The following is a 13,645-nucleotide window of genomic DNA, read 5'->3' on the forward strand; positions in this document are numbered from 1 at the left end:
CTCCCCTCCGTCCCTCCATGAATACCCGCCCTACCGGTACTCGCGCAGCCGTTGCCGGATCCCGGCCGAGATCCCGGCCGCGGCGACGACGGCGAGCGCGCCGAGGCCGGGCGCGAGCAGGGTGGTGGCCTGGGCGGCCCGCCCGGTCTGGGTGGCGAAGTCGGCGCGGGCGGCGTCGATGGCCTCGCGCAGGGCGTCGTCGAGCTCGGCGAAGGCGGTCGCGGACTCGCCGGTGGCGACCTCGACCGCCTCCTCGTACTGGCCGCCGTCGTCGAGGCCGCGCAGCTTGGTGTGCGCGTCGGCCCACCCGCGCGCGGCCTGCTCGGCGCGCCGCAGCTGCTCGTCGCCACCGCCGAGACCGCCCGCCTGCTCCAGCAGCGAACCGCCGCCGACCAGGGTGCCCGCGAGCTGGCGCCACTCCTGCTCGTAGCCCGACCCGTCGCCGCGGGCGACCAGGGTCAGCGTCTCGTCGGCGCGCGCCTTGAGGGCGTTGATGCGGGCGTGCACGAGCACGTCGGCCTGGCCGGAGCCGGTGCGCCTGGCGTCGTCGACGTGCCCCGCGGCCAGCAGCAGCACCACCGCCGACCAGGCCGCGGCGACCACGACGGCGCCGGTGGCCACCAGCATCCCGACGTTGAGCAGCCGGTTCGTCCGCCGGGTGAGCCAGCGCTGCGCGGCGCCCAGCGCCAGCAGCAGGGCCGCGGCGAGCGCGAGCGGCCCCCAGGGCGGCGCGGTGGCCTCGTCCTGGGCGGCGCGCAGCCGCTGGTAGTCGATGCCGTACAGCTGCTCGGCGGCGGTGAGGAGCTTCGAGCGCATCAGCCCGGAGGCCTCGCGCAGGTAGGCCGCGCCCGCCGGGAAGCCCTGCCGGTTGTTGGCGCGCGCGGTCTCGACCAGGCCGGTGTAGACGGGCAGCTGCTGGGACAGGGTGCTCACGTGGGCGGCGGCCACCGGGTCGGCGCCCACGTCGGCGGACGCGGCGGCGAGGGCGTCGCCCGCCTGCGCGATGTCGGCCTCGTAGCGGGCGCGCAGGTCGGGGGGCTCGACACCGCCCGAGAGGAACGCGCTCGCGGCCGTCGCGTCGGCGTCGGAGAGGGAGCGGAACACCTGCTGGGCGGCGGAGGTGAGCGGTTCGCGCTGGGTCACCAGCTCGTCGAGGGTGTCCTGCTTGTCCTGGGCGGCGAGGGCCCCGACGACCCCGGTGACGACGGTGAGCACCAGCAGCAGCGCCCAGACCAGGGACAGTCTGCCGGGGGTGGTCGTGGCGGAGCGCGCGACCCGCCGCAGCGCGGAGGGCGCGGCGGCGTCCGGCGCGGCCACCGTCTCTACACCCATGGCGGCACAGTCAACCGCACCGGACCGGCCCTGACGACCTCATCCCCCGCGCGGTTACCCGGCTGTGACACCGCTGCGCCGTCCCACCGCACCGGGCACGCGCGCGGCCAACCCCGCCGCCACCGCGGCCAGCGCGGCGAAGAGGGCGAACGCCGCCCAGGGCGCCCCGAGCAGGTACCCCACGACCAGGGAGACCACGACGCCCCCCGCGTTGCCCGCCAGCCACAGCAGCGCCGTCGTCGTGCCCGCCGAGGCGCCCCGGGTGCGCTCCACGTGCGACAGCGCCACCGGCAGCGCGGCCAGCAGCAGGAACCCGATCGGCAAGGCCGCGGCGATCCCCGTGCCCACGCCCGGCACTGCGGCCAGCACCACGCAGGCCACCGCGGTGACAACCCCCGTGACCACCAACGCGGCGGGCTCGGCACCACGCCGAACGGCCAGCGGTGGCACGACAACGCATCCCGCGATGCCCGCCACCAACATCACCAGCATGAGCACCCCCGAGGTGTCAGCGCTGACCCCCGCGGGCTTGAGCAGCGGCTCCAACCAGGTGGCCAGGGACACGAACACCCCCATCCCCGCGAAGACCACCACCGACAGCAGCGGCACCCCCGGCTCCCGCCACACCGCGCGCAACGCGGGCGGGTGCTCGACCTCGATCGCGAACGGCGCCGCCACGCGCAGGGCGAACAGCGCCACCACGCAGGTCAGCACGGTGAACCCGGCCCCGACCAGCACCACCGCCCGCACGTCGTCGGGGATCGCCGTCCCCACCCCGATGGCCACGATCATGCCGACGTAGGTGGCCCCGGCCCCCACCGAGATCCCCAGCGGGCGGTGGCGTGGTTCGAGGTAGGCGGCGGCGACCCGGGTGATGGCGTTGGCCGTGAGCGGCTGGGCCAGGGCGGCGAGGACCTGCCCGACCAGTGCCGCCCAGTACGCGTCGACGCCCGCGCGCAGCAGGGCACCCGCGCCGAGCAGCACCGCGGCGAGGGCGAGCGCCGGGCGCAGCCGGGTGTCGAGCAGCGTGCCCGCCGGGACGCTGAGCAGCACGAACAGCAGCGGGAACAGGTTGGCCAACCAGCCGACGGCGGTCTCGGTGACGCCGAAGTGCGCGGCCGTCGCGGTGGTGATGGCCGCGTAGGCGAGCCAGCAGACCTGGCTCGCGACGCCGAGGGCGGCGAAGGCGAGGACGACCGACCAGCGGGACACGGGCCACAGTCTCGACTCGGGCCGCGTCCGCGCACAACCCCGTCCCCGGCACCACTGCCTGCCGCCCTCCCACGCACCCCGTCCCCTCGGCGCGTTCGCCGGTGTCCCGCGGTCGGTCCTTACAGAACCCGAACATTCCCCGATCAGTCGATTCACCTCGCCCCGGCAGTGTGGGTCCGGTCAGCAGGGAGAACGACCCAGGACGAAGGAGGACGGGACCATGCGCACCCCCGGGTGGAAGGTCATCAGCGGCGTGGTGGTGACGGGCGCGCTCGGCGCGGCGCTCGGCACCGGCGTGGCGGCGGCGGAGCCCGCGCAGGCGCCGCCGAGCACGCCGGTCACCATCACGCTCAGCCCGGAGCAGGTGGCGGCCCTGTGCACGCAGCGGGTGCCGCGCCTGGAGAAGCGGATCGAGGCGCTGTCCACGCGGATCAGCGGGGACGCGTCGGTGCGCGGCTCGACGGCGTGGTTGACCGCGCGGGCGGAGAAGGAGCGCGCTGCCGGGCGCACCGCCATCGCGGACGCCCTGCAGCAGCGGGCGGAGCGCAGGGCCGAGCGTGGGCCGCAGCTCGACCAGCTGAAGCAGCGCGTGGCGACATTCCGCGACCGGTACTGCGGGGAGGCGGGGTGAAGCGCGGCGTGATGGCGGTCGCGGTGCTGCTCGCCTGCGTGGGGTGCCGCGACGCGGGCGGCCCGGCACCGGCGCCCGGGGTGGGCCCCGGATCGGGGTCCGGGTCCGTGGAGCAGGAACTCGGCTCCATCGAATCCACTGTGGATTCCATGGAGTCCGAGCTGGCGGGCGACTAGGGTGCGCGCGTGCAGACACCCCGCGGGCTGGTGCTGGTCGTCGAGGACGACCCGGCCATCGCCGAGCTGGTGACCCTCTACCTGCGCCGGGACGGCTTCGGCGTGCGGGTGGAGCGCGACGGGGCGGCCGCCCTGGCGGCGGTGCGCGAGGCCAGGCCCGCCGTGGTCGTGCTCGACATCGGCCTGCCCGGGATGGACGGCATCGAGGTGTGCCGGGCGCTGCGGGAGGGCGGCGACTGGACCCCGGTCCTGTTCGTCACCGCCCGCGACGACGAGGTCGACCGGGTGCTCGGGCTGGAGCTGGGGGCCGACGACTACGTCAGCAAGCCGTTCAGCCCGCGGGAGCTGGTCGCCCGCGTCCGCTCGGTGCTGCGCCGGGCGGCGAGCGGCCCCGCCCGGCCGGAGGTCCTGCGCGCGGGTGAGCTGCGGCTCGACCCGGGGCAGCGGCGGGCGTGGTGCGGCGAGGCGGAGCTGCGGCTGACCCCCACCGAGTTCGACCTGCTCGCCCACCTGGTGCGCTCGCCGGGGCAGGTGTTCGAGCGGGCGGAGCTGCTCGGTGCGGTGTGGGGGTACGCCGCGGCGGCGGGCACCCGCACGGTGGACGTCCACATCGCCCAGCTGCGGGCGAAGCTCGCCCCGCGGACGCCCATCCGGACCGTCCGGGGCGTGGGCTACTCGATCGAGCCCTGAGGAGCCCGGATGCGCTTGGCGGTGCGGATCACCCTGGTGTGCCTGCTGGTCGCGGCCGTGGTCGCGCTGGTCGGCGGGCTGGTGTCGGCGCGGCTGGTGGCCACCACCGCCCGCGAGGCCACCCAGCGCACGCTGTCCGACCAGGCGGACGTGCTGGCGGACCAGGCGCTCGACAGCGCAGTGGGGCTGCGCCGGGTCGTCGACGTCCTGCGCGGGCAGGGCATCTCGGTGGTGGTGGCCCGGGGCGGGCGGGTGCTCGGCGGCGACGGCGCGGCGGTGGTGGCGGCCCGGCGGGCGGGGCTGCTGTCGGCCGCCGGGCCGGTGCACGCGGTCGAGGGGGTGGGCGCGGACGCCTTGCTCGTGGAGGTCCGCCAGACCCCGGGCGGCAGCTTCGCCCTGGTGCGGGAGGCCGAGGCGGCGCAGGTGGCGCGGCAGCAGCTGGTCCGCAACATCGTGGTGGCGCTGGCCATCGGCGTCCTGGTGGCGACGGCGGCCGGTGCGCTGCTGGCGGCGCTGCTGTCCCGACCGCTGCGGCGCACCGCGGGGCTGGCCACGGCGATGACCGCGGGCAGGCGCGACCTGCGGGTGCCGGTGGAGGGGCCGCGGGAGGTGGCGGAGGTGGCGTCGTCGGTCAACGGGCTGGCCGACGCCCTCCAGCGCACCGAGGCCCGCCAGCGCGACTTCCTGCTGGCGGTCTCGCACGAGCTGCGCACCCCGCTCACCGCCGTGCGCGGGTTCGCCGAGGGCCTGGCCGACGGCGTCCTCTCCGGCGACGAGGCCGAGGAGGCGGGCCGGGTCATCGAGACCGAGTCCCAGCGCCTGCACCAGATGATCGCGGACCTGATCGACCTGGCCAGGCTCGGCACCGACGAGTTCCGCCTCGACCTCGGCCCGGTCGACCTGCACCTGCTGGTGGTCGAGGCGGCCGAGGTGTGGTCGGCCCGTTGCGCGGCCGCGGGCGTGGCGTTCCACACCGAACTACCGCCGCAGCACCCCGTCGTCACCGGCGACCACCAGCGGCTGCGCCAAGTCGTCGACGGGTTGGCCGAGAACGCCCTGCGCGTCACCCCGCGCGGTCAGCCCGTGGTCCTCGCCCTGCGCACCACCGCCACCACCGCCACCCTCGAACTCCGCGACGGCGGGCCCGGCCTCGCCCCCGAGGACTACCCGCTGGCCTTCGACCGGGGGGTCCTCAACGCCAAGTACGCGGCCACCCGCCCAGTGGGCACGGGCATCGGGCTGGCCCTCGTGCACGGCCTCGTCAGCCGCATGGGGGGCACCACCACCGCGGGCCCCGCGCCGGAAGGGGGTGCGTGCTTCACCGTCGACCTGCCCGTGGCCGAACCGCTCCGACCGCCGCCGCCCGCGCGCTGACCCTGGACCCACCACAGGGGACGGTCCACATGGACCGTCCCCTGTGGAGGAGAACTCAGAGTTCCTCGTCCCCCGAGCCCGGCATCCGACCGGTCACCACGAACACGACCCGCTTCGCCACCGACACGGCGTGGTCGGCGTAGCGCTCGTAGAACCGGCCCAGCAGCGTCACGTCCACCGCGCTCGCGACGCCGTGCGGCCAGTCGCGGTCCATGATCACGGTGAACAGGTGGCGGTGCAGGTCGTCCATCTCGTCGTCGGCGTCCTCCAGGGCGCGGGCGGCCTCGACGTCCTGGGAGCGGATGACCTCCTCGGCGCCGCGGGCGAGCTGGACGGCGACCCGGCCCATCTCGGCGAAGTAGCCCTTCACCGGCTCGGGGAGCACGGGGCTGGGGTGGCGGCGGCGGGCGGCCTTGGCCACGTGCAGGGCGAGGTCGCCCATGCGCTCCAGGGACTCCGCGGCGTGGATGGCGGCGAGCACGGTCCGCAGGTCGGTGGCGACCGGGGCCTGCAGGGCCAGCAGCGCGTAGGCGTGCTCCTCGCAGGCCGAGCGGGCGTCGTCGATCGCCTCGTCGCCGGTGATCACCTGCTCGGCCAGCCCCAGGTCGGCGTCGAGCAGGGCCTGGGTGGCGGACGCCATCGCCTCGGCGACCATCCGGCACATGTCCGCCAGGTCGTCGGCAAGCTTGCCGAGCTGGTCTTGGTAAGCCTCGCGCATGCCGGTCAGCGTAAACCGCCGCGTGCCCGCCCACCCCAGCGCAGGGTGAACCGGAGATGAACCCACCGCATCAATGCAGCTCGGCGGGAGGTCCGGTCAGGCGCAGGTGACGTCCCCGGCGTTGACCGTGGACAGGTCGCCGGGCAGCTCCTCCTGGGCGGGGGGCGCGGTGCCGCCCGCGGCGCCGGGCTTGACGACCTTGCCGTCGAACTCGGGGCCGAGGACGAGCACCAGGGCCGAGCCCGCGCCCTGGTCGAGCTCCAGGGTGGCGGACGGGACGGCGGAGGCGAGCGCCTGCGCCTGGGCCTCGTGGCCCTTGCCGTAGCGGATGGTCGTCTTCTGCACCGGCACCGGGGAGGCGCCCGCGGCCACGACGGTGAAGCCGTAGCCGGTCAGCGACTCCGCGGTGCGCCGGGCGATGCCGCCGATGGTGCTGCCGCCGTTGAGCACCTGGATCTTGAGCGTCTTCGGGTCGACCGGCTCGGCCTGCTGCTGGCGCAGCGGGGCGGGCTGCGGGGTGGCGGCGCCGCCCTGCTGCTCGCCGGGCAGCGACTGGTTGCCGCGCACCGCGGCGAACAGGGCCTTGTTGTCGTCGGCGCGCAGCACCTCGTTGCCCCGGTCGTTGGCGTAGCCGGTGGTCGGCACGGTCACGAAGGTGACCTTGCCCGCCTGCAGGCCCTGCAGCGAGCGGCCCAGGGTGAGCAGCGAGTCGAGGGTGATGCCGTCGCCGAAGGTGGAGCGGGCGAAGGCGCCGGTGAACGAGGTCAGCTTGCCCGGGTCGAGCAGGACGTTGCCGGACATGGCCTTGCGCAGCAGCGAGGACAGGAACCGCTGCTGGCGCTTGATGCGGCCGTAGTCGGAGGTGGGGTCGCCCTTGACGTGGCGGGCGCGGACGAAGTTGAGCGCCTGGTCGCCCTTGAGCAGCACGTCGGTGCCCGGGTCCTTGACGATCCAGGTGTTGAGCAGGGTGTCGAACATGGGCTTCTCGACGCAGACGTCGACCCCGTCCACGGCGTCGACCATGCCCTTGAAGCCCTCGAAGTTGATGCCGATGAACCGGGTGATCTGCAGGCCGGAGAGCTCCTGCACCACCTTGGTCATGCACAGCGGCCCGCCGAACTGGTAGGCGGTGTTCATCTTCGCCGACTTCTGCCCCGGCACGACCTCGCCGGTGTAGCTGTTGGTGGCGGGGTCGAAGCGCTCGCAGTCGGGCCGCTTGATCTCCAGGTCGCGGGGGAAGGACACCACCACGACGCGGGAGCGGTCAGCCGGGACGTGGGCGACCATCACCGTGTCCGAGCGGGCGCCGGGGACGGTCTCGGCGGTGCCGACGCCCTCCTCCTCGGTGGCGCCCTCGCGGGTGTCGGAGCCGACGAGCAGGAAGTTCTCGTCGCCGCGCTGCCCGGCGGCGTCGGTGATCGACGCCGAGTCCGGGTCGAGCGCGCGCACGTCGGCGATGCTGTCGTTGGCCCACTTGGTGAAGCCCCAGCCCACCCCGGTCGCGGCGAAGACCAGCACGGCGACCACGGCGGCGGCGGCGCGGGCGGCGACCACCCGCCGGTCGCGCTGCACCGGCACCTCGACGGCGGGTTCCGGCTCGTCGGCCTCGGGCTCGGCCGGGCGCGGCTCGGCGGCGGGGGCCGCCGCGTCCAGCTCGACGAGCACCGGCTCACCCAGGATGAACTCGGTGACGGCCTCGTCGGGGGCGGGCTGCTCGGGCTCGGGCTGCTCGGGTTCGGCTCCCGCGGCGGCGGGGGTGGCGGCGAGGACGTCGGTGACCTCGGCCGGGTCGGCTACCGCTTCCGTCCGAACAGTCCGCGCTTGCGCTTCCGGGCCACTTTTGGAGTCGACATCAAAGTCAACCACCTCCTCCGGCTCGGAGCCGGGCACCCGCCCGAGCTCGGAGAGGCGCTCGTCCATCTCGTCGTCTTCCGCGGCGAACGGGTTCAGCTTGAGCTTCTTCGCCTTGCGCGCGCGCTCCTCGGCGGCGAGCTCGTCGTGCACGGCGGAGAACCGGGCGAGGGTCTGGTCGACCCGCCGCCGCTTCTGCACCGCCTCGCCGATCGGCTCCATCTCGGTGGTCATGCCGATCGCCTCGGCCGGGGAGACCCCCGGCGGCGGCGTCAGCGCGACCCCCCGCTCGCCGTCCTCCTCGGGCGGCTGCGGCGGCATCGACGACTGCCCCGGCGGCTGCTGGCGCGGGATGCGCGGCCCCTCGCCGGTCGGCAGCCCGGGGGCGTCCGGGCGCGGGTAGGAGTCACCGGTGGGCAACCCGGCAGAACCGGGCCGCGGGTGCGAGTCGCCGGGGGTGGGCCTGCGGAAGGCGCCCGTGCCACCGGCGGGCGGGGCGTCGGCGTCCGGGCGGCGGGGGCCACCGGGGCGGGGCCGCGGACCCGTGCCGGGCCGGGGACCGGCGTCCGGGCGCGGGTAAGCGCCGGTGCCGTTGGTCGGGATGCCCTCAGCGTCCGGACGCGGGTACGAATCGCCAGGCGCCGGACGCCGGAACGCACCGGTTCCGTTGGTCGGAATGCCCTCAGCGTCCGGACGCGGGTACGAATCGCCGGGCGCGGGGCGCCGGAACGCACCGGTTCCGTTGGTCGGGATGCCCTCAGCGTCCGGACGCGGATACGAATCGCCGGGCGCGGGGCGGCGGCCGTTGGGCATGCCCTCCGCGCCGGGACGCGGGTAGGAGTCGCCGGGCGCGGGACGCCGGAACGCGCCGGTGCCGTTCGCCGGGATGCCCTCGGCGTCCGGGCGCGGGTAGGAATCGCCAGGTGCCGGGCGCCGGAACGCGCCGGTCCCGTTCGGCGGCAGGTCGGGTCGCGGGTGCGCGCCGGTGCCGGGGCGCCGCAGGCCACCGGGCACGCCCTCGGCACCTGGTGCCGGGCGTCGGCCGCCGTCCGCGTCGAGGTCGTCGGGTCCGGGCCTGCGCAGCGCGCCGGTGCCGCCCGCGGGCAGGCCTTCGGCGTCCGGGCGCGGGTACGAGTCACCCGGGCGCCGGGCGCCGGGCGGGTGGGGGTCGTCGTGCCCGGGGCGGCGCAGGGCGCCGGTGCCGTTGGGGGGCCTGCGGAAGGCGCCCGTGCCGTTGGGGGGCGCGACCTCGGCGGCGGGGCCCGCGGTGGGCAGGCCCTCGGCGCCGGGGCGGGGGTAGCTAGTGCCGTCCGGGCGCACCCGGCGGAAGGCGTTGGCCAGGTTGGGCCTGCGGTGGGTGCCGGTGCCGCCCGGCTCCTGGGGCCCCTGGGCCAGGTTCGGGTCGCGCGGGAACTGCTCGGCGTCCGCGACGGGCTCGGGCAACGCACGGCGGCCGCCGCGGGAGCGGTTCAGCGGCAGCGGTTCGCCCTGGCCCGGGGTGTGGTGCCCGGGCGCGGGGAGGGTGGTGCGGTTCGGGTCGGCGGGGAACGGGCCACCGTCGGCGACCAGGGTCTCCTCGACCTCGGGCAGCGCCCGGCGGCCGCGGCGGCCCGCCTCGGGCTCGGCGGCGCGGTGCCCGGCGTCGGGCGCCTGCTCCGGCAGCGCGCGCCGACCGCGGCGCGCAGGCTCGGCGTCCCCGTCGGGCAGCACACGGCGACCGCTCGGCGCGGCCCCGGTGGCGTCGCCGTCCGGCAGGGCGCGGCGCCCACCCGCTGCGGCGTCGTCGCCTTCGCCCACCAAGGCGCGGCGACCACCGGGGGCATCGCCCGGCGCAGCGCGGTGGCCCGCGTCGGCGGGGTCGTCGTCGGCCAGGGCGCGGCGACCGCTGGGGGCCTCGCCCGGGTGGGGGGCCGCGGGGTCGGGGGCGTCGTCGGGGCGGGCCCGGCGGCCGGTGAGGGCGCGGCGGGCGGCTTCGAGCTCCTCCGCCGTGGGGAAGCCGCCGCGCGGGCGGCGGCTGGTGGACTCCCCGACGCGGGCGGCGGGGGTGTCCGGGGTGGGCTCGGCGAGCAGGCGCTGCCGGACGTCGTCCGGCAGGGCCCGGCGGCCGGTCGGCTGGGCGTCCTCGGGCTCGGGGGCGCGCCTGCGCCCGCCGGGGGCGGGCGGGTAGGCGGCGGCGGGCTGCGGGTGGGCCTCCCGGTCGACCGGGAAGGTGCCGGTGCCCGCGGGGCGGGCGCGGCGGGGGGCGTCCGGGACGGCGCGGGTGGGGCCGAGCAGGTCGGCCACCGTGGTCGGGATGCCGTCGTCCTGGCGGGGCGCGGCCGGGCGCTCGGCGACCGGCTGGCCCTGCGCCTGGGCGAGGATGTCGGCCGGAACGGTGGTGGTGCGGTGCCTGCGGGTGCCCCGCCTGCCGGTGGGGCGCGGGGGCTCCGGGGCCGGGGGGGCCACCGGGGTCAGGTCGGGCCGGGAGCCGCTGTGGCGCTCCACCAGGTCCGAGACGCTCAGGCCACCGGAGTTCTCCAGGGAGCGGCGCCTGCGGCCGGTCCGCTCGGCGGGCTCGGCCTGCGGGTGCTCGGGGGCACGCCGCCTGCCTCCCGGGGGCTCACCCGCACCCGGGGCGCCGTCGCGGTCGTGGTCGTCGGGCACCCAAGCTCCTTCCCAGGTCACGCGTTCACCGTTGCCGGTTGGTTATCAAGCCGTTGCACCGTCGCACTCGGTTGCTTACCCGATCGTGTCACAGTGCGGACGCGATAGTACGACTGACAGTTCCCCGTGACGACCTCAGACCGGGTACATCCCCGGGGCTGTACCCGATTACGCCCAGGGCTATAGCCCGATCGGGTTATCGTTCGGCGGCATCGATCCGTTAGCGCGCCCCCGCGCGGGGTGTGGCGACCGCGCGCCTGCCGCCCGCGGCCCCGGCCAGGTGGGCACGCCCGTCCAGCAGGTGCGCGACGGCGTTGCGACCGGACTGCTTCGCCGTGTACAGCAGGGCATCCGCCTCGCGGAGCAGGCGCTCGGCCGGTCGCGGTGTGTCCTCCGCCACCCGCGGCGCGCACTCGTGCGCCACGCCCATGCTGACCGTCACCCGCAGCCCCAGCACCAGGCTCGACCACGGGTGGTGCTCGACGCGGGCGCGGGCGGCCTCGACCAGGGCGACCGCGGTGGCCCGGTCGACCCCGGGCAGCACCAGGGCGAACTCCTCGCCGCCGTAGCGGGCGCAGAAGCCCAGCTCGGGCAGGCCCTCGGCCAGCAGCTCGACCACCCGTTGCAGCACCCGGTCCCCGACCAGGTGCCCGAAGGTGTCGTTGACCTGCTTGAACCAGTCCAGGTCGACCAGCGCGACGGCCAGGCCGGTGTCCCGCGAGCCCAGCAGCTCCCCGAGGCGCTGGTCGAGGTAGCGGCGGTTGTAGCAGGCGGTGAGGCTGTCGCGGATGCTCTGCTCGTGCGCCTCGGCGTGCTCGCGGCGCAGCCGGTCGACCTCGCGGCGCAGCTGCTCGGGGATCTGCGGGCCGGTGCCCAGCTCGGAGATGAGGTCGAGGGCGGAGCGCAGGTGCTGGTAGGCCTGCCGGTACTGGCCGCGGGAGGCGAGCAGCGCGCCGATCGACTCGTGCAGGCTGACGAGGTTGGCGGCGTCGGCGGGTTCGGCGTCCTCGGCCCGGTCGGCGATCGCCGGGTGGCGCAGCGGGACCGTCGGCTCGTTGACCCGGTGGGCAGGCCACGGGCTGCCGTGCCGGTCCGGCTCGGAGTTCGCCACACCTCGTCCCAAGACGGTCACCGCGGTCACCTCCCTACGTAAGTGGTGTGTCGACAGTGAAGAGGCCGCGCTTGAGCGGCCGGGACGCCTGGGGGCAGTAATTCCCCCTACTGGTGGACCGCATGCTGGTCCGAAGCGGTGACGCGGCAGCGCTGCGCGATCAGCGGACGGCGACCGCCGTCACCGCTCTGGAGCAACCGGTGCTTCCTACCGTGAACACCGTCCACCAGGTGAACGCCTCACCTGGTCGAGCGGTCCCACCTGACCGGGCAAGTGCTACCCCGCCCAGCCGGTTTCACTCCGTCGGGCAGGGGGTGAACCCGTACGCCTTCCCGGAGAGCACCACGACCCGCTGGTTGCCGATCTGCTCGGCCAGCGTCGCCCCGTCCCGGCGGATCCGCACGGTGACGCCGAGGACGTAGACGGTGCCGCGCGGGGGCTTGGCCGAGCGCTCCGGCCGCCACCTCGCGTCCGGCCGGAACGTGCTCAGCGCGGGCTCGATGGCCAGGGTGAGGTCCCCGAGGTCGCACGCGCGGTCGGTGAAGTCCGGGTGCTGGGTGCGGCGCAGGTACTCCCGCTGGGCGCTGGAGCCCTCGTCCGCGGCCGCGTTGAGGTCCGCGAAGTACCGGGTGACCAGCGCCTCGTCACCCCCGCCCGAGCCGGGGCCCACCGGCACCGCGGTGCCCGCGACGGTGGTGGAGCAGCCCGCGGCCGCGAGCGCGACGGCCACCAGCCCCGCTGCCCGGCGCATCAGCCCCCCGAGTGCATGACTTCGGCCCCCGCGGGCACGGCGGGGTCGTCCGGGTCGTCCAGCCAGCCCTCGGGCAGCGCGACCCGGCCGGGCGAGCCCTGCCGACCGCGCGGCGCCTCGGCCTCCTCGGCCGGGTAGGGCGCGTCGTGGTCGAGCTTGCCGATGAGGTCGTCGAGCTCGGCGAGGGTGGACACCATGGCGAAGCCGCGGCGCAGCTGCGAGCCCACCGGGAACCCGCGCAGGTACCAGGCCATGTGCTTGCGCAGGTCGCGCACGCCCTTGTCCTCACCGATGAAGTCCACCAGCAGCTCGGCGTGCCTGCGCAGGATGCGCCCGACCTCGCCCAGGTCAGGTCCGGCGGGCAGCGGGGCGCCGGTGAACGCGGCCTGCAGCTCCGCGAACAGCCAGGGGCGGCCCAGGCAGCCGCGGCCGACCACCACGCCGTCGCAACCGGTCTCGGAGACCATCCGCAGGGCGTCGGCGGCGCTGAAGATGTCGCCGTTGCCCAGCACCGGGATGGTGGTGACGGCCTCCTTGAGCCGGGCGATGCGGGTCCAGTCGGCCCGGCCCGAGTAGCGCTGGGCGGCGGTGCGCGCGTGCAGGGCGACGGCCTTGGCGCCCTCGCCCTCGGCGATGCGCCCCGCGTCGAGGTAGGTGGTGTGCTCGTCGTCGATGCCGACCCGGAACTTCACCGTCACCGGGATGCCCGCGGGCTCGGCGGCGCGGACGGCGGCGGACACGACCTCACCGAAGAGCCTGCGCTTGTACGGCAGCGCCGCGCCCCCGCCCTTGCGGGTGACCTTGGGCACCGGGCAGCCGAAGTTCATGTCGATGTGGTCGGCCAAACCCTCCGACGCGACCATCCGGACGGCCTCACCCATGTTGCGCGGGTCCACGCTGTAGAGCTGGAGCGAGCGCGGGTGCTCGGTGGGCGCGAAGGTGATCATCTCCATGGTCTTGGCGTCCCGCTCGACCAGGGCCCTGGCGGTGATCATCTCGCAGACGTAGAGCGAGGTGGGGCTGCCGTACTCGCGGCAGAGCTGGCGGAAGGCCACGTCGGTGATGCCGGCCATCGGCGCGAGCACGACCGCGGGCTCCACGGCGTACTGGCCGATCTGCAGGCTGGGGGGCACGCCGACCAGGTTAACCCCTGGGG

Annotated in this window: 11 protein-coding genes; 4 read left to right on the forward strand and 7 right to left on the reverse strand. The window is 76.0% G+C overall.

Features of this window, described 5'->3' with window-relative positions:
- Positions 1–30: 30 nt before the first annotated feature.
- A complete protein-coding gene (locus tag BJP25_RS25510) occupies positions 31–1,332 on the reverse strand; it encodes a hypothetical protein (protein WP_075977495.1) in 1,302 nt (433 codons plus the stop codon).
- A 54-nt stretch (positions 1,333–1,386) separates the two neighbouring features.
- Positions 1,387–2,544 (reverse strand): MFS transporter, encoded by a 1,158-nt coding sequence (locus tag BJP25_RS25515; protein WP_158075719.1) that lies wholly within the window; start codon positions 2,542–2,544, stop codon positions 1,387–1,389.
- 220 nt (positions 2,545–2,764) lie between these two features.
- Between BJP25_RS25515 and BJP25_RS25520 the strand changes: the two genes are divergently transcribed.
- The 4 genes from BJP25_RS25520 to BJP25_RS25535 are packed head-to-tail and all read left to right on the forward strand — an operon-like array spanning position 2,765 to position 5,415.
- Positions 2,765–3,175, forward strand: a complete 411-nt coding sequence (locus tag BJP25_RS25520) for a hypothetical protein (RefSeq protein ID WP_084794499.1) — start codon at positions 2,765–2,767, stop codon at positions 3,173–3,175.
- On the forward strand, positions 3,172–3,351 hold the full coding sequence (locus BJP25_RS25525) for a hypothetical protein (RefSeq protein ID WP_075977496.1): 180 nt from the start codon (positions 3,172–3,174) through the stop codon (positions 3,349–3,351). The genes BJP25_RS25520 and BJP25_RS25525 overlap by 4 nt, the downstream gene beginning before the upstream one ends.
- Before the next feature lie 9 nt (positions 3,352–3,360).
- The gene (locus BJP25_RS25530; protein ID WP_075977497.1) at positions 3,361–4,041 is read left to right on the forward strand and encodes a response regulator transcription factor; all 681 of its coding nucleotides are present in this window, start codon (positions 3,361–3,363) and stop codon (positions 4,039–4,041) included.
- A gap of 9 nt (positions 4,042–4,050) precedes the next feature.
- Positions 4,051–5,415, forward strand: a complete 1,365-nt coding sequence (locus BJP25_RS25535; RefSeq protein ID WP_075977498.1) for a HAMP domain-containing sensor histidine kinase — start codon at positions 4,051–4,053, stop codon at positions 5,413–5,415.
- A gap of 55 nt (positions 5,416–5,470) precedes the next feature.
- On the opposite strand, the gene phoU is transcribed toward BJP25_RS25535, so the two are convergent.
- From phoU to dusB, 5 genes are all read right to left on the reverse strand, one after another.
- Positions 5,471–6,133, reverse strand: a complete 663-nt coding sequence (gene phoU / locus BJP25_RS25540; RefSeq protein ID WP_075977499.1) for a phosphate signaling complex protein PhoU — start codon at positions 6,131–6,133, stop codon at positions 5,471–5,473.
- A gap of 96 nt (positions 6,134–6,229) precedes the next feature.
- Entirely contained in the window at positions 6,230–10,627 is a 4,398-nt protein-coding gene (locus BJP25_RS36355) for an LCP family protein (RefSeq protein ID WP_084794501.1), read from the reverse strand.
- A 220-nt stretch (positions 10,628–10,847) separates the two neighbouring features.
- Positions 10,848–11,666 carry a GGDEF domain-containing protein gene (locus BJP25_RS25550; protein WP_408607217.1) on the reverse strand — a complete coding sequence of 273 codons (819 nt, stop codon included), beginning with the start codon at positions 11,664–11,666 and terminating at the stop codon, positions 10,848–10,850.
- A gap of 367 nt (positions 11,667–12,033) precedes the next feature.
- Positions 12,034–12,489: a hypothetical protein gene (locus BJP25_RS25555; RefSeq protein ID WP_075977501.1), complete on the reverse strand. Its 456-nt coding sequence runs from the start codon at positions 12,487–12,489 to the stop codon at positions 12,034–12,036.
- Positions 12,489–13,622, reverse strand: coding sequence for a tRNA dihydrouridine synthase DusB (gene dusB, locus BJP25_RS25560; RefSeq protein WP_408607203.1), 1,134 nt, complete (start codon positions 13,620–13,622; stop codon positions 12,489–12,491). The genes BJP25_RS25555 and dusB overlap by 1 nt, the downstream gene beginning before the upstream one ends.
- Positions 13,623–13,645: the final 23 nt, after the last annotated feature.

Origin of the sequence: Actinokineospora bangkokensis, assembly GCF_001940455.1 — a bacterium.
Taxonomy (GTDB): domain Bacteria; phylum Actinomycetota; class Actinomycetes; order Mycobacteriales; family Pseudonocardiaceae; genus Actinokineospora; species Actinokineospora bangkokensis.